General features: G+C 34.3%; 16 protein-coding genes, 1 other RNA gene and 7 pseudogenes. 9 read left to right on the top strand and 15 right to left on the bottom strand.

The genetic code is table 11. From position 1 onward, the window contains the following. The 8 genes and pseudogenes from L950_RS15215 to L950_RS15185 all read right to left on the bottom strand — a co-directional run. A pseudogene (locus L950_RS15215) lies at positions 1 to 1,168 on the bottom strand (IS256 family transposase); the annotation flags it as partial. A 208-nt stretch (positions 1,169 to 1,376) separates the two neighbouring features. Beyond that, positions 1,377 to 1,943 (bottom strand): OmpH family outer membrane protein, encoded by a 567-nt coding sequence (locus tag L950_RS15210; RefSeq protein WP_031287178.1) that lies wholly within the window; start codon positions 1,941 to 1,943, stop codon positions 1,377 to 1,379. A gap of 149 nt (positions 1,944 to 2,092) precedes the next feature. Next, the gene (locus tag L950_RS15205; protein WP_316930661.1) at positions 2,093 to 2,593 is read right to left on the bottom strand and encodes an OmpH family outer membrane protein; all 501 of its coding nucleotides are present in this window, start codon (positions 2,591 to 2,593) and stop codon (positions 2,093 to 2,095) included. A gap of 579 nt (positions 2,594 to 3,172) precedes the next feature. Continuing rightward, positions 3,173 to 4,267 carry an outer membrane protein assembly factor gene (locus L950_RS33420; protein ID WP_231577306.1) on the bottom strand — a complete coding sequence of 365 codons (1,095 nt, stop codon included), beginning with the start codon at positions 4,265 to 4,267 and terminating at the stop codon, positions 3,173 to 3,175. Then, positions 4,231 to 5,739, bottom strand: a complete 1,509-nt coding sequence (locus tag L950_RS33415; RefSeq protein WP_231577305.1) for an outer membrane protein assembly factor — start codon at positions 5,737 to 5,739, stop codon at positions 4,231 to 4,233. The genes L950_RS33420 and L950_RS33415 overlap by 37 nt, the downstream gene beginning before the upstream one ends. A gap of 121 nt (positions 5,740 to 5,860) precedes the next feature. Beyond that, positions 5,861 to 6,539: pseudogene (gene uppS / locus L950_RS15195) on the bottom strand (polyprenyl diphosphate synthase). A gap of 475 nt (positions 6,540 to 7,014) precedes the next feature. Continuing rightward, a complete protein-coding gene (locus L950_RS15190) occupies positions 7,015 to 7,902 on the bottom strand; it encodes an NAD kinase (RefSeq protein ID WP_021188282.1) in 888 nt (295 codons plus the stop codon). Between the two features lie 74 nt (positions 7,903 to 7,976). Then, positions 7,977 to 8,639, bottom strand: coding sequence for a CBS domain-containing protein (locus tag L950_RS15185; protein ID WP_021188281.1), 663 nt, complete (start codon positions 8,637 to 8,639; stop codon positions 7,977 to 7,979). Between the two features lie 228 nt (positions 8,640 to 8,867). Here L950_RS15185 and L950_RS37360 point away from each other — a divergent pair. Both L950_RS37360 and L950_RS15175 read left to right on the top strand, forming a co-directional pair. Beyond that, positions 8,868 to 9,664 (top strand): annotated as a pseudogene (locus L950_RS37360) (1-acyl-sn-glycerol-3-phosphate acyltransferase). 39 nt (positions 9,665 to 9,703) lie between these two features. Then, entirely contained in the window at positions 9,704 to 10,663 is a 960-nt protein-coding gene (locus tag L950_RS15175; RefSeq protein WP_021188280.1) for a GNAT family N-acetyltransferase, read from the top strand. Between the two features lie 30 nt (positions 10,664 to 10,693). On the opposite strand, the gene L950_RS15170 is transcribed toward L950_RS15175, so the two are convergent. The 5 genes and pseudogenes from L950_RS15170 to L950_RS15155 form a co-directional block, all read right to left on the bottom strand. Then, positions 10,694 to 12,007 carry a DEAD/DEAH box helicase gene (locus tag L950_RS15170; RefSeq protein ID WP_021188279.1) on the bottom strand — a complete coding sequence of 438 codons (1,314 nt, stop codon included), beginning with the start codon at positions 12,005 to 12,007 and terminating at the stop codon, positions 10,694 to 10,696. Between the two features lie 100 nt (positions 12,008 to 12,107). After that, positions 12,108 to 12,434 carry a GNAT family N-acetyltransferase gene (locus tag L950_RS15165; protein ID WP_231577301.1) on the bottom strand — a complete coding sequence of 109 codons (327 nt, stop codon included), beginning with the start codon at positions 12,432 to 12,434 and terminating at the stop codon, positions 12,108 to 12,110. A gap of 158 nt (positions 12,435 to 12,592) precedes the next feature. After that, on the bottom strand, positions 12,593 to 12,865 hold the full coding sequence (locus L950_RS15160) for a VOC family protein (RefSeq protein ID WP_021188278.1): 273 nt from the start codon (positions 12,863 to 12,865) through the stop codon (positions 12,593 to 12,595). Then, positions 12,763 to 13,008, bottom strand: coding sequence for a VOC family protein (locus L950_RS35515; RefSeq protein ID WP_262507103.1), 246 nt, complete (start codon positions 13,006 to 13,008; stop codon positions 12,763 to 12,765). Before L950_RS35515 ends, L950_RS15160 begins: the two co-directional genes overlap by 103 nt. Before the next feature lie 126 nt (positions 13,009 to 13,134). Then, positions 13,135 to 14,524 (bottom strand): annotated as a pseudogene (locus tag L950_RS15155) (arginine decarboxylase). A gap of 109 nt (positions 14,525 to 14,633) precedes the next feature. On the opposite strand from L950_RS15155, the pseudogene argS reads away from it, so the two are divergent. From argS to L950_RS15135, 5 genes and pseudogenes are all read left to right on the top strand, one after another. After that, a pseudogene (argS, locus tag L950_RS15150) lies at positions 14,634 to 16,417 on the top strand (arginine--tRNA ligase). 8 nt (positions 16,418 to 16,425) lie between these two features. Further along, complete coding sequence (locus tag L950_RS15145; protein WP_021188277.1) at positions 16,426 to 17,508, top strand: oxidoreductase; 1,083 nt, start codon at positions 16,426 to 16,428, stop codon at positions 17,506 to 17,508. Between the two features lie 9 nt (positions 17,509 to 17,517). Then, positions 17,518 to 18,710: pseudogene (locus L950_RS15140) on the top strand (NAD(P)/FAD-dependent oxidoreductase). Between the two features lie 69 nt (positions 18,711 to 18,779). Beyond that, positions 18,780 to 19,158, top strand: an RNA gene (gene rnpB / locus L950_RS26640) — RNase P RNA component class A. A gap of 55 nt (positions 19,159 to 19,213) precedes the next feature. Continuing rightward, positions 19,214 to 20,628 (top strand): annotated as a pseudogene (locus L950_RS15135) (sigma-54-dependent transcriptional regulator). Positions 20,629 to 20,650: 22 nt separating this feature from the next. Here the strand turns inward: L950_RS15135 and L950_RS15130 are convergent. After that, positions 20,651 to 21,313, bottom strand: a complete 663-nt coding sequence (locus L950_RS15130) for an HAD family hydrolase (RefSeq protein WP_021188276.1) — start codon at positions 21,311 to 21,313, stop codon at positions 20,651 to 20,653. Between the two features lie 74 nt (positions 21,314 to 21,387). Beyond that, positions 21,388 to 22,395: an acyltransferase family protein gene (locus L950_RS15125; protein WP_021188275.1), complete on the bottom strand. Its 1,008-nt coding sequence runs from the start codon at positions 22,393 to 22,395 to the stop codon at positions 21,388 to 21,390. 887 nt (positions 22,396 to 23,282) lie between these two features. On the opposite strand from L950_RS15125, the gene L950_RS15120 reads away from it, so the two are divergent. Beyond that, positions 23,283 to 23,780 carry a hypothetical protein gene (locus L950_RS15120; RefSeq protein WP_021188274.1) on the top strand — a complete coding sequence of 166 codons (498 nt, stop codon included), beginning with the start codon at positions 23,283 to 23,285 and terminating at the stop codon, positions 23,778 to 23,780. A gap of 168 nt (positions 23,781 to 23,948) precedes the next feature. Continuing rightward, a complete protein-coding gene (locus L950_RS15115) occupies positions 23,949 to 24,617 on the top strand; it encodes a sterol desaturase family protein (protein WP_021188273.1) in 669 nt (222 codons plus the stop codon). Positions 24,618 to 24,776 lie beyond the last annotated feature (159 nt).

Raw genomic sequence — 24,776 nt, 5'->3', positions numbered from 1 at the left:
AGCTTGAGCCTATCTCCAAATTTAATATAAAGCCCGGATATCGTCAAGCCCCAGTTGTGCATCGGCATTGTCCACTTTTTAGAGATGTCCTTGATTATCAGATACATCAACTTCATAAGAGCCTGCTCAGAACTGAATGCACCTTTAGTTTTCGTAATTTTACGGACCTGACGGTGCATTCCTTCAATAGGATTAGTGGTGTAGATAGTCTTGCGGACCTGCTCATCATACTCGAAAAAGTAGATAAGTTCGTCCAATTATCCAACCAGGATTTAGCAGCAATTGGATATTTCTTACCCCATTTCTCTTCGAAGATAATTAAGTTTTCATAACCCATTTCTTCGTTAACAGCTTTATAAACGGGCTTTAGGTCTTCAATGACAGCTTTTTTATCCTTTTCTGTAACATAGCGCATACTTGATCTGATCTGGTGGACGATACATAATTGAACTTTAGTTTTAGGGAAAATAGCTTCAATAGCTTCAGGAAAGCCTTTTAAACCATCGATACAGGCAATTAGAATGTCTTCGACACCACGCTGTTTTAGGTCTGTAAGAACAGATAGCCAAAACTTCGCACCCTCATTCTCTGAACTATAAAGACCTATCAGATCTTTACGTCCATCCATTCCTACACCTAATATATTATAAATAGCTCTAGATTCAACCGTGCCGTTCTGACGGACTTTATAATGCATGCAGTCCAGGAAAACAAAGGGATAGACGGCCTCTAGCAGACGACTTCGCCACTCATTAACGGCAGGCATAACACTTTCTGTGATACGGGATATTTCGGTTGCAGAAATATCCATAGCATACATCTCACGGATAAAATCACTTATAGCACGTGTGCTCATCCCTTTGGCATACATACTCAGGACATGGCCTTCTAATTGTTCTGTAATAATGAGCTGAGGCTTGGGAATTACCTTAGGCTCAAATGTACCGGATCTATCCCGTCCAGACTCCAGTTCAAAAGTACCTGTATTAAGGCCGCGGACAGTCTTTTTAGTCTTACCATTACGACGATTGGGATTACCTGAGGCTTTATCTTCCTGAAGGTGACTCTCTAGTTCGCCATCCATCATAGACTCTAGTAAATGCTTCATTAGGGGCGCCAGAACGCCGTCGTTGGGAGATAAACTCTTCCCGTTATAAAGACCTTGCATAGCTTCATCTTTGAAGCGTTCAAGTCGAATGGGGTCTTTTCTTTCATGACCATGTCGTTTGAATAATTAAATATAAAAAATCTTATTAAATTATTCCGTTGACACAGTTTACGTTACAGTCTCGTAAGGTAAGGTCATAAAAAAAACAGCAGACCTTGAAGGGACTGCTGTTTTTTTATGACCTGAATTTATTTCAGGATTTAATTAATTATTTTTTTGCAGGAGTTGCAGGAGCAGCTGTTGCAGAAATACCTAATTTTGTTTTTAAAGCAGGTGTTAAATCATCTCCGCCTTGGAAATAAGGAATGTTTGTGCTTGATATATCAAAAACATAAGCAAATCCTTTTTCTTTAGATACAGCAGTAAGTGCATCTGATACTTTTCTATGAATAGGAGAAATCAACTCTTCTTCTTTTTTGTTTAATTCTTCTTGAGCAACACGTTGGTTTTCGTTGATACGAGTTTCAATATCGCGTAGTTCAGTACCTAATTTTTGTAATTCAACATCAACAGTCTCTTTGTTTGCTTCGCTTCTGTTACGTGCTTTATCATTTGCTTCTTTTTGTTTCGTTTGATACATCGCATACATATCTTGAAGCTCTTTCGTTTTTCCGTCGCTTAAAGTTTTCAATTGGCCTTCCGCTGTTTTGAATTCTGGTGTTGCCTGAATTACTTCAGCTAAATTAACGTGACCAATTTTTTGTTGTGCCTGAGCTAACTGAGTAGCGAAAATAACTGCTACAAATGCAATAGCACCTTTAAATAAATTTCTCATTCTTTTCATTTTAATCTTAAATCGTCTCTTCAAATTATAATGAGACAAATTTTTGTGTTTCTAATTTAATACTTACTACTACTGGTATTTGTTCTCGCAATATTAATAAACTAATATTTAGTTTGCAAGTGCTGAATTAGGTTTTAATCCTAATTTAATAATGACGTCATTACTTTATCCAATTTTGGATTTGCATATAGGAATGTTACTTCTTGACCTCTATCTAATACAAGATCGAATCCTTGCGCTTGTGCTATATCTTGAATTGCTTTGGACACGCGTTGTTGTATAGGTTGAACCAGTTGCTGACGTTGTTTAAATAACTCGCCTTCAAAACCAAATTTTTGTTTTTGATAATCTTTTACTTCTTTTTCTTTTTTCACGATTTCATCTTCGCGACGTCTGCGCATATCTTCATTTAGTAAAACTTGATCATTCTGATAAGCTTTATACATTTTTTCTATTTCAGCATATTGTTGATCTACCTCTTGTTGCCATTTTTGAGAAAGATCATCTAACTGTTTTTGTGCGGCTGTATATTCAGGGATATGCTTTAAAATATATTCTGAATTAACATAGGCAAAATTTTGTGCAAAAGTAGCTGATATGGTAACTACGACAAATGCTATTACTAAAACTATTTTTTTCATATTCTCTGAAAGTTTTATAGACTATAATATATTATTTAACACTAATTTACTTTAAGACCATGGATAAATCCAATAGTTTAATTTGGGAAAATCATCTCCAGTAAACTTACTGCCCAAAAATAATAAAAAAGAAGCAATCTATGCGATATTTTTCGGGTTTAACACTATTTAACTTGTTTGCCCTTTTTCCTTCATGTTATGAGTAGTATAGATTCTAGTGATTAATGATGATTTGATGAATTATCATTTTTTGTTGGAACTTTTATTGAAATATTATCAATGATATGTAGCATTTAATGCGTGTTTTTTATTTGTTCCGTTAAATTAGTAGTATCACTTATAATCGTTTTTTATAGGTGCTTTTTCGAGGGGGGTATAATCGAGTTGCTGGATGTGAGTATGGTATTTTATACTTTTGGCATAGGAGATGAAACGCGTTTTTAGAATAATTGAAAACTTAGTGTTTAAAGCAAGCTTCTCGACTTTTTAAGAAATCGGTGGTAAAAGGAAAGGCTTTCACAATGGTGAAAGCCTTTCCTTTTATTTTGATAGTACCTGAGGTTTGGGGTAATCCAGCGATTAAAACCCGCCCATATTTTGCATGATACTGAATGTGAAATTTTGTTTCCACTGGCTACTTTGTAAACCTGGGATCGGATCAAATGCGTGACCGTAATCGATACCTAGCATACCAAATATAGGTAAGAAGATACGTGCACCAACACCTGCTGCGCGTCTTACTTTAAATGGATTGTATTCAGAGAATTTGTTCCAAGTATTACCAGCTTCAGCAAAAGCTAATACAAAGACTGTTGCTTGTTCATTTAACATGACAGGATGTCTCAATTCCATTTGATACTTGGTGTAAATTGGACTACCTGAACGCATAGCGATATTAACGTTTTGTGTTCCTTCTGGAATAATGGAACCATTTGCATAGCCACGCATTGCTATGATTTCAGATCCCTGTAGGAAATCAAATCCTTGCATACCGTCACCACCTAGTTTGAAGCGCTCAAATGTAGAGATTCCTGTTTTGTTGGAGTAGCTACCTAAGAAACCGAACTGTGCCTGTGCTTTGAACACCAATTTACCAGCAATCTTTGCATACCATTGTGAATCAAATTTCCATTTGTGGTATTCAGTCCATTTGTATTTAACTTCCGGTGCAGATGTTTCGTAGTTAATTTTGTTAAACAATGAATATGGAGGCGTAAGTTGTACTGAAAACTTTAGATTGGACCCTGAAGTAGGGTAAATCGGTGCATCAATTGTATTACGGCTGATTTCCTGTGTTAAGTTAATGTTGTACGCAGTACCGTTGTCAAACAAGAAATAGTTTGAATAGTTCTGTAGTTTGTAACGTTGGAACGAAAGGGAAGTATTTACCTGGAACCAGTTGTCTGGCCATTGTACACGCTTACCTAATGTTGCGGTAACACCAGTCATCCAGATACGGTTAAGATCTGAATCTTTTACCATCTGCTCTCCTGTATAGTAGTTAAAACCTCCGTAAGAAGAGCTTGATGTATAGGCGCTAAGACCAAAATAAATTGGTTTTTTACCGCCTAACCAAGGTTCTGAGAATGAGAAACTATAAGATTGGTAACGTTTACCTGAAGTTTGTCCACGAACACTCAATTTTTGTCCATCACGCGCGGTAGTGGTTTCCAAGAGCTCTTATCAAAGAAGTTACTTGTCGAGAAGTTATTGAACGTTAAACCTAAGGTACCGATAATTTGTCCAGCACCGTAACCACCTGATAGTTCAACTTGATCGGAAGGTTTTTCTGTAACGTTATAAACGATATCTACTGTTCCTTCCGCATGGTTAATATTTTCTGGAACTGGATTTGTTTTCTGTTCATCAAAATTACCCAACTGTGCAATTTCACGAACAGAAGTCATGATAGCTTCTTTTGAAAATTTTTGACCTGGTTTTGTACGAATAGATCTCAATACTACGCGATCATTGGTCACGTCATTTCCTTTTACTATAATATTGTTGATGGTGAACTGTGCACCTTCATAAACGCGCAAATTTAAATCAATTGTATCGTTATAAATACGCGTTTGTTCAGGATCAATTGAGAATGTCAAATAACCATCATTCATATACAGAGAAGAAATATCATCACTATTTCTGCCTCCACCCATCAATTTAGTCGTTAATTTTTCTTCACTAAAAATATCACCTTTACGGATTCCTAAAATTCTATTTAGGACTGTGTCTGTATATTTTGCGTTTCCTGACCATTTAATATTACCAACATAATATTTAGGGCCTTCGTACACATCAATATTGACTAAGACATTTTTATCATCAACTTTAATTACGGAATCTTGGATAATTTCGGCATCGCGGAAACCTTTGTTTTGCATTTTCGCAACTAAAGTTTCTTTTGCTTCTTTATATTTTTCTTCTTTGAATTTTCCAGGTCCAAAAATACGGAACCAAGCTTTTTGCTTAACACCTTTTAAGTTCTTACGAAGCTGTTTTTGTGTGAATTCCTTATTTCCTGTAAATGTTATCTTTTTAACACGAACTTTATTTTTACGGTCAACATCAGCAATTAATATCTCATTATTAGCTTGAGTAGTATCTTTAATAGTACTAATCTTAATTTCTGGATATAAATAAGCTTTCTCTCTTAAAAAACGTTGAATTGTATTGCGTGTTGTATTGATCAAGTTTTCATTGACAACTTTACCTGCGTTATCTTTTAATCTTTTACGAACTTCCTCTGTTTGACTTTTACTTAAACCGTTAATGTCTATACGGGTTAATCGAGGTCTTTCGTTAACACGAATGTTTAGAAAAATAGTTTCACCTTCTATTTTTTCAGCCCATAATTGGACATCATCAAAAAGTCCTTGTGCCATCATCACTTTCACGACATTTGATGTGGCCTCACTAGGAACTTCAATATATTGGCCAACGACAAGTTTGGAGATGGTAATTAATACATTGTTGTCAAGATGCTGCGTTCCCGAAACAGTAACACCACCAATAATATAGTCTTTAGGGGATAAATAACTTATCTGGTCGGGGTCATTCAGGTTTATAGCAGTTCCATTCACTTGAGCTTGTGCGAATTGTGGTTGGGTACATGCTAAAAATAATATAACAAATAGTATGCGCTTCATTTATAAATTTTTATTGATGCTAAAGTACACCAATCAGTTGTTAATTTTTGTTAATTAAGAAAAATTTAAGAACCAGCAGATATGAAGGTTTAAAATCAGTCAGCAAAGTTACTAATAAAGATTAGATCTGTTCACTTGTTTTTCCAAATCTTCTTTCTCGCTTTTGATAGTCAAGAATTGCCTTAAAAAGGTCTTCTTGTTCAAATTCAGGCCACATCTTATCTAAGAAACAGAATTCAGCATAAGCAATCTGCCATAAAAGAAAATTACTAATTCGATATTCTCCGCTTGTTCGGATTAATAAATCTGGGTTTGGTAAGTTTGAAGTGTAGAGATTTTCCTGAAATACCTCGGTTGTTATATTCTCAATTTTCAGATCTCCTTTAACAACTTTTTCTGCTATTTTTTTTGTTGCTTGGACGATTTCCTCCTGCGAACTATAACTTAATGCTAATGTTAGTATACATTTATCATTGCCGGCAGTTAAATTCATTGTTTCCTGCAATTTTTCTTGACAATTTTTAGGGAGCTTAGATAGATCTCCAATTGCATTTAAACGAACACCGTTTTTTGGAAAGTTTTCACTTCTTTTTTTAACGAAGATACCAGCAACTCCATTAACGCTATTACTTCTAGCTTGGGTCTATTCCAGTTTTCTGTTGAAAAAGCATACAAAGTCAGGTGTTTTACGCCAACCTGTAAGTTGCTTCTAGTGCCTCTCTTACAGCTTTTACTCCGCTTTGATGACCAAAAATCCGTAATTTTCCTTTTTCTTTTGCCCATCTTCCATTGCCGTCCATAATAATAGCAATATGTTGAGGAAGATTGTTTTTGTCAATATGATCTATTATGCTCATTTTCTATTTCTTTACTTCTGCCTATCTCACGATTGGTAAAAACATTTATTTCTAAATATATGCTACAAGTGTATCGATTTTTCGTAAGATAGTTGTTGAAATTGGCCTGATGCCTGTTTTAATTTCAATCGTGTATACTTATTTTAATGTCGTTGTATACAAACTACCACTGCAATTAAATTATTAAATTAGTTTGAAGTGCTACGTCAGATTTCCTTGTATCAGGTGTGATTTTCATTTGAAAAATGTAATTTCCTAATATCCTCAAGAAATTGCGCTTGCCATTAAGCAATTTTTTCTTCATTAATTTTTAAGTATTGCTGCATAAGGATAACTTATATTAACCAGATTCTTTAAAATATCGTGCGGTAAATATAAATCTTTTTGACGAATAGCGGATTACAAATTCATGTTAACGCTAATAATTTCTTACATCTAAGCCCCAAAGTAGTTTCTCCCGGAGTGTTTCAAAATAGCTTTCACCTTCTAATCTGATTAAATTAATATAGAATGGCGCTTTAGTTATTTTTAGTTTGACATTACTTTCTATTGTTTCATTTTTAGAATCACAGCTCAATATATATTTTTCGGAACGACTTTCAATTTCTAATGCTAATTCAAATTCAGATGATATAACTACTGGACGAACATTTAAATTGTGTGGTGAAATTGGGGTAATTACGAAATTGCCACTTCCAGGCATAATGATAGGTCCTCCGCAACTTAATGAATATGCCGTAGATCCTGTTGGTGTCGCGATAATTAGACCATCGGCCCAATAGGAGTTTAAAAGTTCGCCATTTAAGTACGCATTTACTGTGATCATTGCAGAACTATCATATCTAAAAACGGTAATATCATTCAAGGCATAATTACTGTTTCCTCCAAATAATTCTCTGTCAGGCGATTCTACGGCTAATAATGCTCTTTTTTGTATTTTATAGTTTTTAGCTAGAATTTGATCAATTGAAGGTTCAAAATCTGTTTTATTTATGGATGCTAAGAAACCTAATCTTCCGAAATTTATGCCTGCAATAGGGATTCCGGAATTATGGATTAGTGATACTGCTGATAACATAGTTCCATCACCACCCAGGCTTAACATAAAATCTGTGTCTTTTGGCAGATTCTCATTAGAGCTGTAAGTGGAGAAGGTTTTATTACAGTCAAATTGTTTTTGTAGAAAAGTATAAAAGCTGTCGTAGATCCAAATCTCAACATTTTTCCCATTTAAATATTCCAGTAAATGCTTTACATGGGGAATAACTGAAGGACTAAATTCTCTACCATAAATTGCTATTCTCATATTGTACAGTATTTTTTATTCTAGCAGTAATGATTGCATTATTTTGCCAAAGATGAGAAAAAACTAGCGTATTGCTAAATATTGATGTAATTCATGAGTTGTTGGTAACGATCTTCTAAATCATCAAATTCTTGCAGTGTATTGAAAGATGCAATGACTTTATAATTTTGTCGTGCGAAGGAAGATAGTAGAGAAGCGATGTTTGACTTATTTACTTTCATTGTCACAAGCAATGTTGCATTTTCAGGGACTGTTTTTGTTGAACAGTTTAAAATTTGAGCATTTTCTGCTTCAACTAGATGTGCTATTTTAGATAAAGAAAAATCATGTATTCCAATTTCTAAGGTAATAATTGCTCCTATATCATTTAGTGATTGCAATACTGAAATCGTTTTTACCAACTCTAAAGAAGTCAATACTCCTTCAAATTTATTGTTTTCATCTAACACAGGTAAAGTACTTATGTTATAAGCTGTCATTAAACGGATCGCATCGTATGGATGTTGATTTGCCTTGATATAAATTGGGTCAGTTTTTAAATGAACAGAAGCAACTGTATTTTGATCATCAAGGGCATTCAGTAAATCATTTTGAGAAATAAATCCTAAATAATTATCACCATCAACAACAGGCAACAAATGAAATTGGAAATCTTCCATTCGATCTAAAGCAAAAGCAATTGTGTCAGATTGCTTTATCGTCGTGTTTTGTGAAAGAGGAATGTTCGCTATATACATATGGATAATTTATCTGTATACTATTGACCTTAAATTTAGTAAAATGTTTAAAGAAAACCTTTTTTATTAATAAAAGCTTTCTTGCATTAAAGGTCATTAAATTTTTACTTTAACTTTGCACAGTTTATATATTATTGATAATGGATTGTACAAATTTTATCTACTTTTACAAAAGTGCGATTTATATTTTGAATATATAATGAAGTTAAATCATAGTACTGAAATTTTATGAGTGAGGTTGCAAGTCGGAAATTTATTGAAGTTAGAGAAGTAATTCGCAAGAAAAGTCCCAAGTTGATAAAATGGATTCCATCTTTTTTATTAAAGTATTTGGAACGAACTATACATGAAGACGATATCAATGATATTATGACTCGGTTTTCGGACTTGAAAGGTTTGGATTTTGTTGATGCTTTAATTAAAGATCTAGGCGTTAATGTTGAGCTAAAAGGTGCGGCTAATATTCCGATTGATGAAAGCGTTATTTTTGCTTCAAATCATCCTTAGGTGGATTAGATGGAATTGCTTTTATGCATGCTATTGGACAGTACCGTAAAGATGTTAAATTTTTAGTCAATGATATATTGATGAATGTCGGTAATCTTCAGCCGCTATTTATACCTGTAAATAAATTAGGGGGACAAGGAAAAAGTGGGATCGCCGCCATAGAGGAAGCCTACGCGTCTGATAGTGCTTTATTGGTATTTCCTGCGGGTTTAGTTTCTAGAAAACAGGGAGACGGAAGAATTGAAGATCTTGAATGGAAGAAAAGTTTTATAAATAAGGCAAAGAAATATAAAAAAGATATCGTACCTGTCTATATTGAGGGGAAAAACTCTAACTTTTTTTATAATTTTGCAAGGCTAAGACAGAAGATTGGCTTAAAGGCAAATTTGGAAATGCTTTATCTACCTGATGAAATGTTTTCTCAACGCAACCAAACTGTGACGATTGTTATTGGCAAAAAAATATCTTACACACATTTTGATCAATCTAAAGGCGAAAAAAATGGGCTGAAGAGGTGAAGCGATTGGTTTACGGAATGTCTCAAGAAAAATAGAATTATGCAAGAAATTATTGCTCCTGTTGATAGAAAATTGTTAAAGGCAGAATTAGGTAAAGATGCTTTTATACGATATACCAACAATGGAAATAACGAAATATATTTGATTAACTATCATAATGCACCTAATGTGATGCGGGAGATAGGACGATTAAGAGAATTGACGTTTAGAGGTGCTGGTGGTGGAACTGGTTTATCAATTGATATTGATGAAAATGATACATGCGAAGATTGCTACGATCAATTGATTGCCTGGAATCCTGAAGAAGAAGAAGTTGTTGCAGGCTATCGTGTCATCAAATGTGCCAATGCTTCGGTAAAAGATGGTGTCCCAAATTTATCAACAGCTCATTATTTTCAGTTTTCCGAACGATTTAAAACGGATTATTTGCCCTATACAATTGAATTAGGCAGGTCTTTTGTCCAACCAAAATTTCAACCAGCAATTGATAACCGCAAAGGAATCTTTTCTTTAGATAATCTATGGGATGGATTAGGTGCATTAGTGATGATTAATCCAGATATTAAGTATCTTTTCGGTAAAGTGACCATGTATCCGCATTATAATAAAGAAGCCCGTGATTTGTTGCTTTATTTCATGGAGTATCACTTCCCTGATCATGAAAATTTAGTGGTACCAATCCCAAGTTTAAATTGTGAAAATGATTTTTCTAAATTTGAAGGTATTTTCGATGGATTAGATTATAAGGAGTCTTATAAATTATTAAATAGTAAGGTTCGTGCGTTGGGTGAGAATATTCCTCCTCTGATTAACACTTATATGAATCTATCTCCAACGATGAAATCGTTTGGGACAGCAATTAACGATGAGTTTGGTGAAGTTGAAGAAACAGGGATTTTGATCATTATTGACGATGTTTATCCTGTGAAAAAAGAAAGACATATGAATACTTTCGAACGTGATCGGGAGTATGGTAATAAAAAACCAAAGAGAGGCTAAGCCTCTCTTTTTTTGTAATTATTTTTTGCTTTAAGAATCTCTTCTTCTCGAAGAAGTTCTGTTTCTATTTTCAGATCTTGGACCGGATGACGTTCTTCTTCTATTTCCTCCAGGACTAGCGTTATTTGAACTTTGGCCATTTCTGGATGTAGATGATGGTCTGCCAGATTTCTTTGCTGTACCAGCTTTCTTTGGTGCTACACCTGAGATATGTAAAGCATAGGGATGCTTCTCAACTAAAGGGATCTCCATACGGATGGATTTTTGGATATCTAGTAAGAATGCATATTCTTCTTCGTCGCAGAATGAAATCGCTTGACCATCTTTACCTGCTCTACCTGTACGGCCTATTCGGTGTACATATGATTCTGGTATATTGGGTAAATCATAGTTGATTACAAATGCCAACTCATCTATATCAATACCACGTGCAGCGATATCGGTAGCAACCAGTACACGTAGTGTACGATCTTTGAAGTTTTTAAGGGCATTTTGACGGGCACTTTGAGATTTGTTTCCATGAATGGCCGCAGATTGAATATTCTTTTTTGCAAGATCTTTAACGATGCGATCTGCACCATGTTTAGTTTTAGAAAAAACTAACACGTGATTTATATTTTTCTCCTTTAAAACATGGATTAACAAATCTTTTTTATCGTTTTTCTTAACGTAATAAACTTCCTGTTGGATCTTTTCTGCAGTAGTAGATTCTGGAGTTACTTCAACCTTGATAGGATCAACAAGAATATGATTTGCTAATTTCTGAATCTCAGGTGGCATTGTTGCTGAGAAAAATAATGTTTGTCTTTTTTCAGGTATTATTTTAATTAGCTTCTTTACGTCATGGATAAATCCCATATCTAACATACGGTCAGCTTCATCTAAAACAAAAAATTCTAAATGTTTTAAATCGATATATCCTTGACCGTATAGATCTAGTAAGCGGCCTGGTGTAGCAATAAGCACATCAACACCTCTCTTCAAGGCATCACGTTGTGGTTGTTGTCCGACACCTCCAAAAACAACTAGACTTTTAAGTGGAAGATCTTTGGAGTATTGATTGAAATTTTCTTCAATTTGAATTGCTAGTTCACGTGTGGGTGTTAAAACTAATGCACGAATATTTTTTTTCGCAGTTTTAACTTTTGAATAACTTAACATTTGAAGTATAGGAATGGCAAAGGCAGCTGTTTTACCAGTACCTGTCTGAGCGCAACCTAATAAATCATTTTTTCTAAAAATAATAGGAATCGCCTGTTCCTGAATTGGGGTAGGAGTAGTATATCCAACAGCTTCCAATGCCTTAAGGATTGGTGCTATGAGTTTTAAATCTTGAAATTGCAATCTAATTTATTTATTTGTAAGCGACAAAGGTAGCTTAATTTTATGGATTGCAACTGAAATTTGTTGAAACATTTATTTTTAATATGATCTAAAAATATGATTAATACCTACTTATCCTCTTGAAATCCTTCAAAACTTGGGTCAACGATTTCTTTCCATTCTGGATGTTTTTTATATACGCGTATACCAAAGGGCATAATGGAAAAAGGGTGTAATGATGTTCTTTCAGGTATTGTAATGTTTTTTCAATGACAGCAGTTGCTACTCCTTGACCCGCTAATTGAGGGTCGGATTCGGTATGAATGAGCCAAACTTTACTAGGTCTTTCTTTGAATGCGATAAAGGCTTGGTATTCTCCTATATGAAGTTCAAAATGATTTAATTGATCATTTTTAGTTAAAGGTAAGTTGATAAATTCTTCTTTCATGGTTTGTTATATTTTATATGGATATAATATCAATTGCATGCATATTGTTTTGGCGGGTCGAATGATAATGGTGCTTCGGGTAGACAAATAATCTTATTTTTAGCATAAGAGTTTCCTGGTAGCACTACTGGCGATCTCAGTCTGTTATTCATCTTATTTTAGCATGCTTCTTCTAAACCCTTTATATTAATTTTTTTCATCTTGACCAAAGCTTCCATTGCTTTTGGATTTGAAATGAGCATATGAATTCTTTTAGGAATTATTTGCCAAGAAAAACCAAATTTGTCTTTTAGCCAGCCACACATATTTTCTTGACCTCCATTTGCGGTCAACATATTCCAATGGTGATCGATTTCTTGTTGATCTTCACATTCAACGACAAATGAGACAGCATCTGATGGTTTATATGATGGACCTCCGTTAAGTCCCATAAATCGAGTTTTGTTAATTTCAAAAATAACGACCAGAGAATTGGATGAGATGATTTTCCATCTTTAAATACTGAACAGTAGAAGTTTGCTGCATCTTGGGCTTGACCATCAAACCATAAACAATTATAAATTGAATCTGTCATAACTATGGTTGGGTTAAAGTATTATATACCTAAAATACAAATTAATCATGAATAACAGATATTAAATAAAACAAAAAAGGTTAGAAATGAAAATTTCTAACCTTTTATTGTGAGTTGACTACGCGCTTATTGGTAGCCCAATAATTTCATAACCTGTTTTGAATTTTGTTCCTCACCAAAAACTTCGTAATTGAATGTTTCGTCGCGGTTACGGCGAATCAGTACATGCTTTGGAGATGGTAATAAACAATGATGTATACCGCCATAACCACTCAATACATCTTGGTATGCTCCTGTATGGAAGAAACCTAGATATTGTAATTTACGTGTTTTAGGCATGAATACTGAACTAGTATGTGCTTCTTGATTGTAATAATCTTGGCCATCACAAGTAATACCACCTAGGTTTACCCGTTCATATTCAGAATCCCAATTGTTGATCGGAAGTAAGATATATTTTTGATTTAAAGCCCAAACATCTGGTAAGTTTGTAATAAATGAGCCATCAATCATAAACCATTTTTCACGATCATTTTGTAATTTACGACCTAAAACCTTGTAAAGGATACCTGATGCTTCGGCAACGGTATATTTACCAAATTCAGTAATAATATCCGGTTCCATTACTTCATGTTGTGCACAGATCTGCTTGATCCTGTTCACAATTTCATTGACCATGTACTCATAGTCAAAATCATGCACTAATGAATCTTTGAAAGGCATGCCTCCACCGATATCTAAAGTATCTAAGTCTGGGTTTACTTTTTTAAACTTACAGAACAATGTAACATATTTTTCTAGCTCATTCCAGTAATACGGGGTATCCGATATACCTGAATTGATAAAGAAATGTAACAGCTTTACTTTGAAGTTAGGATTGTTCGCAATTTTGTTGTTATAGAATTCTATACTTCTTCGATACGAATACCTAGTCTTGAAGTGTAAAACTGTGAGTCTGGCTGTTCTTCCGATGCGATACGGATACCTAAAGCACATGGTTCATCCAATTCAATTTCATCATCATAGAGATTGAATTCCTCTTTGTTATCTAGGACGGGGATAATATTCTTATACCCATCATGGATCATGTCGATGATATACTGTTTGTATTGGTATGTCTTAAAACCATTACAAATCACTGTAATGTCTTTTTTACTGTACCTTGACGTTCTAAGGAATCGATCATCGGCATATCAAATGCAGATGATGTTTCTAAGTGAATCTCATTCTTCAATGCCTCTTCAACAATATGTTTGAAGTGGGAAGATTTGGTACAATAACAATATTTGTAGGACCCTCTGTAGTTGTGTTTCAAAATTGCGGTTTGAAACAAAATTTTCGCTTGTTGAATTTTTTTGCTGACGATTGGCAAATAAGTAAAACGCAACGGCGTACCGTACGTTTCTATCATTTCCATTAAATTCAAATCGTGGAAATACAATTCGTCGTCGATGATTTCGAATCCGTCTTGCGGAAAACCAACACTTAGGTCAAGAAATTCCTGATAGCTCTGCATTTTTTATTATTTTTGCAAAGATATACTTTCAATATGAATACAAGAATAGCGAATGTGAATTATTTTTGTATTCTATTTCAGGGAGTTGCATATTTTACATAATCATTACATGGCGAATTCTATTCAAAACAGACTTATTGAAGTCACTGTTCAAGCTGTAAAACAGCTTTATAATGCAGATATTTCTGAAAATCAAATTGCTCTGCAAGAGACACGCAAAGAGTTTGAGGGGCAAATTACAATTGTAACTTTTCCTGTTACCCGATTTTCTAAGAAATCTCCTGAGCAGACTGGTACGGAAATAGGTGAGTATTTGAAAACTCATATCTCAGCTATTACTGATTTTAACGTTATTAAAGGGTTTCTAAATATTTGTCTTTCGGATGAATACTGGATTTCTCTTTTAAACGAGACTATCGTGAAATCTGATTTTGGGGTATTTCCTTCGAATGGTAAAAAATTAATGGTGGAGTATTCTTCTCCAAACACCAATAAGCCGCTTCACTTAGGCCATATTCGTAACAACCTATTAGGATATTCTGTTGCAGAGCTTTTAAAGGCTTATGGTTATGATGTCATAAAAGCCAATCTGGTAAATGATCGCGGTATTCATATCTGTAAATCTATGCTTGCATGGCAAAAATTCGGAAATGGAGAAACTCCTGAGTCTACGGGTATGAAAGGTGACCATTTGGTGGGTAAATATTATGTAGTTTTTGATAAAGAATATAAAAAAGAAATAGAAACACTCAAAGTTGAAGGTCAAACTGAAGATGAGGCTAAGAAGAATGCGCCATTGATTAAAGAAGCACAAGCGATGTTACAGCAATGGGAAGCTGGTGATGAGGCTGTGATTGATCTTTGGAAAACAATGAATACCTGGGTATATGCTGGTTTTGAAAAAACGTATAAGCAACTAGGTGTTAACTTTGATAAATATTATTATGAATCAAATACGTATTTGTTAGGAAAAGATATCATTCAAGAGGGTTTAGATAGTGGTGTTTTCTTTAAGAAAGAAGATAACTCTGTTTGGATTGACTTAACTGCCGACGGATTGGATGAAAAGCTTGTCCTGCGAGGCGATGGTACTTCTGTATATATTACTCAAGATTTAGGTACAGCTCAATTGAAATACGATGAGTTCAAGATGAATGATTCTATTTATGTGGTCGGTAACGAACAAGATTACCATTTAAAGTATTGTTTTTGATCTTAAAAAAACTTGGTAAATCTTGGGCAGATGGCTTATTCCATTTATCTTACGGGATGGTCGATTTACCTTCTGGAAAGATGAAATCGCGTGAAGGTACAGTTGTAGATGCTGATGATTTGATGAGTGAGATGATCGAAACAGCGAAAGAGCGCACAGAGGAACTGGGTAAAACGGAGGGCTTGTCTGAAGAAAATAAAAATGCACTTTATAATACCATCGGTATGGGGGCTTTGAAATATTTCTTATTGAAAGTTGATCCCAAAAAACGTTTATTGTTCGATCCGAAAGAGTCTGTTGATTTTCAAGGAAATACAGGTCCTTTTATCCAATACACTTACGCTCGTATTAAGTCTGTTCTTTCTAAAGTAAATTTTGATGAACAGTCGAAAGTATCGGTGCCAGTATCCATATCGGCTTATGAGCGTGATTTGATTATGACTTTGGGTAATTTTCCAAGTATTATAGCAATCTCAGCTCAAGAATTCAGTCCAGCGCAGATGTCTAATTATATTTATGATGTAGCTAAATTGTACAATAAGTTTTATCATGAAGAGACTATTTTAAAGGCAGAAATTGAAGAAGTGAAGAATTTCCGTTTGCACCTTTCGGCTTCTGCAGCAAAAGTTATTGCAAAAGGAATGAGTTTATTAGGAATTGAAGTTCCTGAACGTATGTAATTTATCTCATGATGGCTCAAAAAATCCGTGTTGGTTTAATTGGTTTTGGTATTTCAGGACAAGTATTTCATGCTCCTGTGATGCGATCTATTGCTGACCTAGAATTAGTAAAAATAACTGCTCGCAAAGCGGAGCAAAAATTAATTGTAAGTGAAAAGTATCCTACAGCGTTGGCTGTAGATCATGCTGACGAAATATTAAATGACGATTCCATTGATTTGGTGGTTATTGCTACCTCTAATGATATGCACTATCCTTTTGCTAAGCAGGCATTGCTAGCAGGGAAACATGTGGTAGTCGAAAAACCGTTTACCAATACATCTGAACAGGCTGATGAATTGATCGCATTGGCAAAAGAAAGTGGTAAAATTTTATCTGTATATCATAATTTAAGATTCAACTCAGATTTTAGAACGATCAAAGAGGTGATTAAGGATGAACGATTGGGGCAGATCAAGAATTTTGAAGTTCGTTACGATCGTTTCCGTAACCATCTTAGACCGGGTGCGTGGCGAGAAGATAATCTGCCTGGTTCAGGAATCTTTTATGATCTTGGAGCGCATTTAATTGACCAGACGCTACAACTCTTCGGTAGACCAAATGCTGTATTTGCAGATTTGACTATTCAAAGACCTGGAGCGGGGGCAATTGATAATTTTGAAATACTACTTTACTACCCGGAAATGCGTGTTTCTTTGAAAGGAGGGATGCTTGCTAAAGAGCCGACTCCGCGATACACTGTATTTGCATTAAACGGAAACTTCCTTAAAAATGGTGTTGATCCTCAAGAGGAATTATTACGTGCTGGTGCATTTCCTGATGAAGATCCAAACTGGGGCAAAGAAGATCCAGCTATTTATGGTAAATTAAATTTACTTTGGAATGGCGAAGATATCGAAGAGACCGTTACTTCGAAATTAGGCAGCTATCCTGATTATTACCAAAATATAGCAGATGCTATTCTTGGGAAAACTCCTCTAATTGTTACAGCAGAACAAGGACGTGATGTTATTCGTATTATCGAACTGGGGATAAAAAGTCAGGCGGAACGCCGTGTCATTTCATTAGATAATGAACTAATAGGCTATTAATATATAAATATGAAGCAATATGATGCCATTATAGTTGGGGGAGGGGCGTGTGGGCTCATGTGTGCTGCTCAAGCTGGATTATTAGGTAAGCGAATTTTAGTGATTGAACGAAATGATAAAGTTGGAGCTAAGATTCTAATTTCGGGCGGAGGAAGGTGTAATTATACCAATTTGGGTACTGACATCGATAATTTTGTGTCTGAGAATGCAGACTTTTTAAGATCTGCATTTAGTCAATGGACGGTAGATGATACATTGAGTTTTTTTGAGTCGCATGGTATATTTGGTGAGGAGAAAACGTTGGGACAATTATTTCCTTCTTCGAATAAGGCTAAAGATGTTGTAGCCGTTTTTACTAAGATCTTATTTGCTACGGATCAGGATATAAGATTAAACACGGTTGTTAAAGCTATAGAAAAGCTTGAGGATGACTTTGTCTTAACAGTGGAAAGTGAAAAGGGCATTCAGCAGTTAACGACAAAGAAAGTTGTTATGGCCAGCGGAGGTTTACCTGTCGCGAAGTTGGGAGCCTCTGATTTTGCTATTCGTACGGCTAAGAAATTTGACATGGCAATTGTCCCTACCGCACCTGCTTTAGTACCTCTAACTATTACAGGAAAGGAGGCTGAATGGTATGCTTCTTTAGCTGGTAATTCAGTTTTTTCTAGAGTTTATAATCATAAGATTAGTTTTGAAGAGAACATCCTTTTTACGCATTGGGGCTTAAGTGGTCCTGCGATTCTACAGATTTCATCTTATTGGCGTGCTGGAGAAGAGTTTTATATTGATCTTTTACCTCGGTTTCAATTGGATAAAATAATCAAAGATGAACGTAATGAAGGTGGAAAACGTTTGGTTTCGAGTATCTTGAACGATTACTTTACTAAACGTATGGTGGAGGCACTGGGTAAATTTCTTCCTTTAGAAACTAAAATAGCATCTTTAAGTAAAGCGGATGCAAAATTGATTATTGATACTATTCATAAATTTAAAGTCAAGGCTGCTGGAGATAAAGGGTACGATAAAGCAGAGGTAATGCGTGGTGGTGTTTCTACTGCAGAGCTGCATGCTAAGACTCTAGAAAGTAAGCGGGTAAGGGGATTGTTTTTGGAGGAGAGGCTGTTGATGTCACCGGTTGGTTGGGAGGCTATAATTTTCAGTGGGCTTGGGCATCTGGTTATGCTATAGCACAAGCACTTTAAATTCAAAATTTCATTCTTTTCTTTATTTATAGGGAATAATTATCAATCTAAATCCTACCTTTGCAGAAGAAGCAAACTGGTTCTACCGCTGCTCCCTTGAGGAGGAGAGGAAAGTCCGGGCAACGCAGAGCAACACGCTTCCTAACGGGAAGGATGCTGTTACAGCAGACAGAAAGTGCCACAGAAAATATACCGCTTTTCGGAGTAAGGGTGAAAACGTGAGGTAAGAGCTCACGGTCTTGTATGGCGACATACATTGCGGTAAACCTCGTGTGTTGAAAGACCAAATAGGTTGCGAAATTCGAAGGCTGCTCGTCTTCTTTTAGTTTAGGCTAAGATTCGTAATGGGTAGGTTGATGGAGCTAGTTAGTGATGACTAGCCTAGATAAATGGTAGAAACTCCGATTTTTTCGGTTTACAGAACCCGGCTTATAAGGTTTGCTTCTTTTTTACTATATTACCAATAATTTAGATAACCTTTAAGGAAGAGTAATAATACTTTTATGAGTACAATATTAATTATTGATGACGAACGGGCAATCAGAAATTCACTAAGAGACATCTTAGAGTATGAAGATTATAATATACTAGATGTAGATAATGGTATTGAGGCCTTAGAGATCATTAAGAAGGAAAAAATTGATCTTGTTCTTTGTGATATTAAAATGAATAAGATGGATGGTATGGAGGTTTTGGCAACTGCCCAAAAACAAATCCAGATCTTCCTTTTATTATGATTTCGGGTCATGGTACGATAGAAACTGCTGTCGAAGCCGCTAAAAAAGGTGCCTTTGATTTCTTAGAAAAGCCACTTGATTTAAATCGTTTACTTATCACGGTAAGGAATGGCTTAGAGAAGGTCTCATTAGTTACTGAAACTAAAGTTTTAAAGAAAAAGGTAACGAGCTATAAAACCAAAGAAATCTTAGGTAAATCTGAAGCGATTAGTCGTATTAAAGAAACAATTGATCGGGTTGCACCTACGGAGGCTCGCGTACTTATTACAGGTGCAAATGGTGCCGGAAAAGAACTTGTTGCACGTTGGTTGCATGAGAAATCTAATCGTGCAGAAGGTCCTTTAATTGAAGTTAACTGCGCAGCAATACCATCGGAATTAATTGAGTCTGAATTATTTGGTCACGAAAAGGGATCTTTTACTTCCGCTATTAAACAACGTCTTGGTAAATTTGAATTAGCTACCAATGGTACACTTTTTCTGGATGAAATAGGCGATATGAGCCTTTCTGCCCAAGCTAAGGTGTTAAGGGCTTTACAAGAGCATAAGATAACCCGTGTAGGTGGTGATAAGGAAATTGATGTGAATGTTCGTGTTGTTGCAGCGACGAATAAGAATCTCTTTAAAGAGATTGATGAAGGGAATTTTAGAATGGATTTATACCATCGCCTTTCTGTAATTCTTATTCACGTACCTTCATTGACTGAACGTGTGGATGATATTCCTTTATTATCGAAAAATTTTTGTGAAGAAATTTGTAATGAATATGGGGTTCCAATAAAAGAAATTACACCTGCTGCATTAAAAGAGTTGAGTAATCTTCCTTGGACGGGTAATATTCGCGAATTACGTAACATGATTGAACGCTTAATTATTTTAAGTGATAAATCTATTACGGATAGGGATGTTATTGCATTTGCAAATCCTTCAAACACGGTGAATGCTATTTCTTCTCATGCACATACGGATAATGGATCTAGCCATACGACTCAAAATGGTGGAAAGGTTGATCTAGATAACTTTGCTTCTTTTCAAGATTTTAAGGATTTTGCAGAGAAGGAGTTTATCAAATATAAATTAGAGAAAAACACGTGGAATGTTTCTAAAACTGCTGATGATTTAGATATTCAGCGAAGTCATTTATATAGTAAGATCGAAAAATTCGGTCTTAAAAGAGATTAGAAAAAAGGGCTTGATAATTTTATCAAGCCCTTTTTAGTAATTCTAAAATCTTGTAAGTTGATATCTCCGTGTAGTCATTGATGTATGCATGACAGGTTGGAAGTTGATCTTTGGTGTGGGTAGATAATACGCCAACTACTGTCATTCCCGCATTCAGACCAGCTGTAATTCCTGAAAAAGAATCTTCAAAAACGACGCAATTTATAGGCTCTACCTCTAAATTATTAGCGGACGTTAGATAAACTTCTGGATGTGGTTTATGATGACTAACATTTTCACTACATAAGATCGAACCCATTTTGGATCGGATATGAAGTGCATCTAAGATTAAATCCATATTTTCTTTAGGTGCAGAAGTGGCCACTCCAGTTTTTAAATCATTTCTCTTGAGGTCTTCTAAAAATTCTAAGTAACCTGCTATTGGTGTGATCTGATCTTTATAAATAATTCTAAAGAGTTCTTCTTTCTCAAACTCTAACTTGATCAATTCATCAGGAGCTATTGTTCTCTTGAAAAAATGTTGCATGATATAGCTATTGTGTTTACCATACATATGCTCCTGAAATTCTTCTTCACTACTTTCAATATTGTATTTTTTGAAAAATGCTTCAAAAGCTTTAGCGTGATAGGGATTGGTGTGACAAATAACACCATCCATATCAAAAATAACTGCGTAATTACTCATAGTGCTAAGGTACATTTTTGACATTAAAATATGATATTATCCTGGTTAAGTTTTGTCATTTGTAACTTAAAAAACTAGGAACAAAAAATAATTCGTATTTGTTTTGCTTGCTTAGCGGGAATTTTAAAGTGATTTATTGCTTTGTTAATGAGTTGTTGTTGTAGAAATGTTGCTATAATGGATAGTGTGAGAATAGCTATCCAATTTAAATACCAGTTTTCTAAATTGATCAAGAATAGAAATAATATATGCCATAGATAAATCCAAATTGTTGAAGAGCCTATGAAATTTAAAATAGGTTTGTTTAATTTTTGAATAGTTGGTTTTATACAAAATATAAGTGAGAAAATACTTACTGCATAAAAAATATAAAACGAATGTGGTGGATATTTCAATGCTCCAATATCAAATGGTATTCCCAGGTGGAATTTAAAATATATCAAGCCTCCAATACTTATCAAAGCACTTATGATAAATAATAGTGTTTTAGTTCTTACATCATAATTTCGGTATTGTGCTCCTAGCATGAAGAAAATGAGAAAACCTAAGCTATAGGTGCCAAATTGATTGAAGTATTTTTGTACGCCTGGTTGAAATAAATCAGTTGAAAACTGAACGACCATTTCATAAATGGCATAATAAATCAATAATTGCCATTTATTTTTAATGACTTTACTGAACAATGGCCCTAGGATGGCAATCATTAAAAAGATGCGTATAATCCAAACATAGCCAAAGCCATCTAATAGCAGATAGCTCGAAATCATAATATCTGGAAACTGTGTGTAATTGATCTTAAAGGATAAGGGGAAAAAGTACTGAATGATGTAAAATATCGATAAGAAAATCCATACGGGTACAACAAGACGCAAAAAGCGTTTCCATAGATAGGTTGTAAAATCGGTTATGGATTTAAAGGTTTGATTTTTGTTCCCAAATAAATATCCTGAGATAAATACCATTAAAGGAACATCAAAGTTTCTGATTTGAAAAATTGTAAAGGGTGGGTTTACATGTGCGAGAATAATGCACAATAAACCTACACTACGTATAATATCCAGTGAATTGTCCCTTTCTACCATCTTTTTTTGCGAAGATAGTGAATAGGTGAAATTTGCAAAGGACTTATACGTATAATCGAAAAAAATATTATTTCTTACTCTGGCTTCTTCAGTAGATCTTGAATTGTTGCGGAAATTATTGCAGGATCTTCACCATCTTCTAAAAGTGAAAAAGCAATATAGGTGGCATATATTTCAATACTGAAAGTTTCGTGTTTGTCAGCAATAAACCCGTCAATTTGTTGTTCGTTACAATCAAAACCAATTTGTTGTAATTCATTAAAAAGGTTTGTTGAAATCGTTGCATGATCTTCGCCACATGCGAATGCAACTAAAACATGAAATAGAAATTTATCGATGATCTCACTATCAGTTTCTTTGAATAAAGATAAAATATGTTTGTAATCAAACCTTGTTTTTGCACTGTTAACAATGCTGTCCCAAATTTCATATTCTAAGTTGCTTCCATACTTCAGCTGTTTTTTTATTTATAATCGGTAATCTAAATATACTCAAAAACAATTAGTAATGAAAGCTTTGTTAGAAAATTTTTATTCGTTATGAAACTCTTTTTTTGCTTTTTACGTCAACAATTGATAAAAAGAAAAAAGAATCTCCCCAATAAAGCAACCCAGCAGTATTCCTAATATTATCGAACCAGTTACTTTAAACCAAGAGGGAGTTTGTATTAATTGTAATTTCATGATGCAAAACTCGTAATTAGATTGGTTTTCCTAATCAATTTTGGTTTCATTAGTTTTATTTGTAGTCGTTTACTGACGTTGTATTTTCAACCTATTAACCATTGATAATTATATCTGATAATTTTTTAAGATTTAGCACTTTTTTTGAGTAATTTTAAGAGAGCAAGAATAAACTGACACATTTAATTTTAAAACCTTTTATTTATGACAATTAAGATTCTTTTATTTTTATTAATGATCGGTTCTCATGCTTCAGCACAAGAATTGAATCTTCTTAAAATTCGTAAAGAGTATTCTTTAGCAGTGAAAGATGAAAGTATTTGTGAAAATAATCTGAATTTACTACGGGCTAAAGCGAAAGAAACGACTGATAGAGGTTATTTAGCTGTTTATGAAATGGTTTTTGCTAAACATATGGGTAATCCATTCCGGAAACTTGGTCAATTTAATAAAGGTAAAAATTTATTAGAGACTTTAATTAAGGAAGAACCCAGTAATGTTGAACTTCGTTTTATCAGGTGGAGTGTTCAAACTCATGCACCTTCTATTTTAAATTACAGCAATGATATCAAAAAGGATAAATCTTATATAATTGACCACCTATATACTCTTCAGCATCGGGATGTAAAAGAAATTATATATAAATATATCAAAGGTGCAAACTCTTTTAGTGAAGATGAATTGAAAGAATTGATGAAATAATGATTTTTAAATTAGATTTCTTTTATAGATATTTTTATAGGTTTAACTTTTATGTTTAAAAAGTCAGTAATGTGACTTTAACTTGATGAATGGTGTTTTATATATTTTTTTATAATTATTATTTTTGCAAAAGATAATCTGTAGCAATTTTATTAATAAATTAATTGTATGGCAAAGCGTAATTTTGTTTCAAATTCCACTGAATCTTCAAGGATGTTTAAAAGTGATTTTTTAGAATCATTGACAAAAGTCCATTGGAGTGTTCCTTTAATATTTTACTTACCAATAATTGGTTACTTTTCATGGACTGCTTTAGGTCCTGGAGATATGAGTATTCTTAGTTATATCCAGTATTTTGTCTTTGGACTTGCTTTCTGGACTTTATTCGAATATGCATTACACCGTTGGGTTTTTCATTATCATCCAACAACTAAGTGGGGTAAGAGAATAGCATTTATTTTTCACGGTGTACATCATGATTATCCAAAGGATAGATTAAGATTGGTTATGCCATTATCTGCGAGTATACCTTTGGCAGCATTGGTTTATTATTTGTTTACTTTCTTTTTTAGTTCGGATATTATATTGGCGTCTTTCTTTTCGGGTTTTATGATTGGTTATTTAATTTATGACGAATGCCACTACGCAATGCATCATGCTAACTTTAAGAGTGGAATTTTTAAACGAATTAAACAACACCATATGTTGCATCATTATTCTGATCCAGAACATGGATTCGGTGTAAGTTCAGCTTTGTGGGATGAGATCATGCGCTCCGGCTTTCCAAAAGAGGATGAAAAAGTAGAAAAAACAGAACGAATCAGTATGGATAAATAATACTTAAAAAACAACAAAAGCCCAACTTTGCAGTTGGGCTTTTTTATTGGGAGAGACTCAAAAGGGAGGCTCCATCACAAAATATAACCAATTGTTTTACTCATTTCCTTTGTTTTTATAAAGCTTTATAAACTTCATAAAACAACAAAAGCCCAACTT

Origin of the sequence: Sphingobacterium sp. IITKGP-BTPF85, from assembly GCF_001006065.1 — a bacterium.
Classification (GTDB): Bacteria; Bacteroidota; Bacteroidia; order Sphingobacteriales; family Sphingobacteriaceae; genus Sphingobacterium; species Sphingobacterium anhuiense.
Note: the sequence above shows the minus strand (reverse complement) of the source record. Positions and strands in the feature narration are given on the sequence as shown.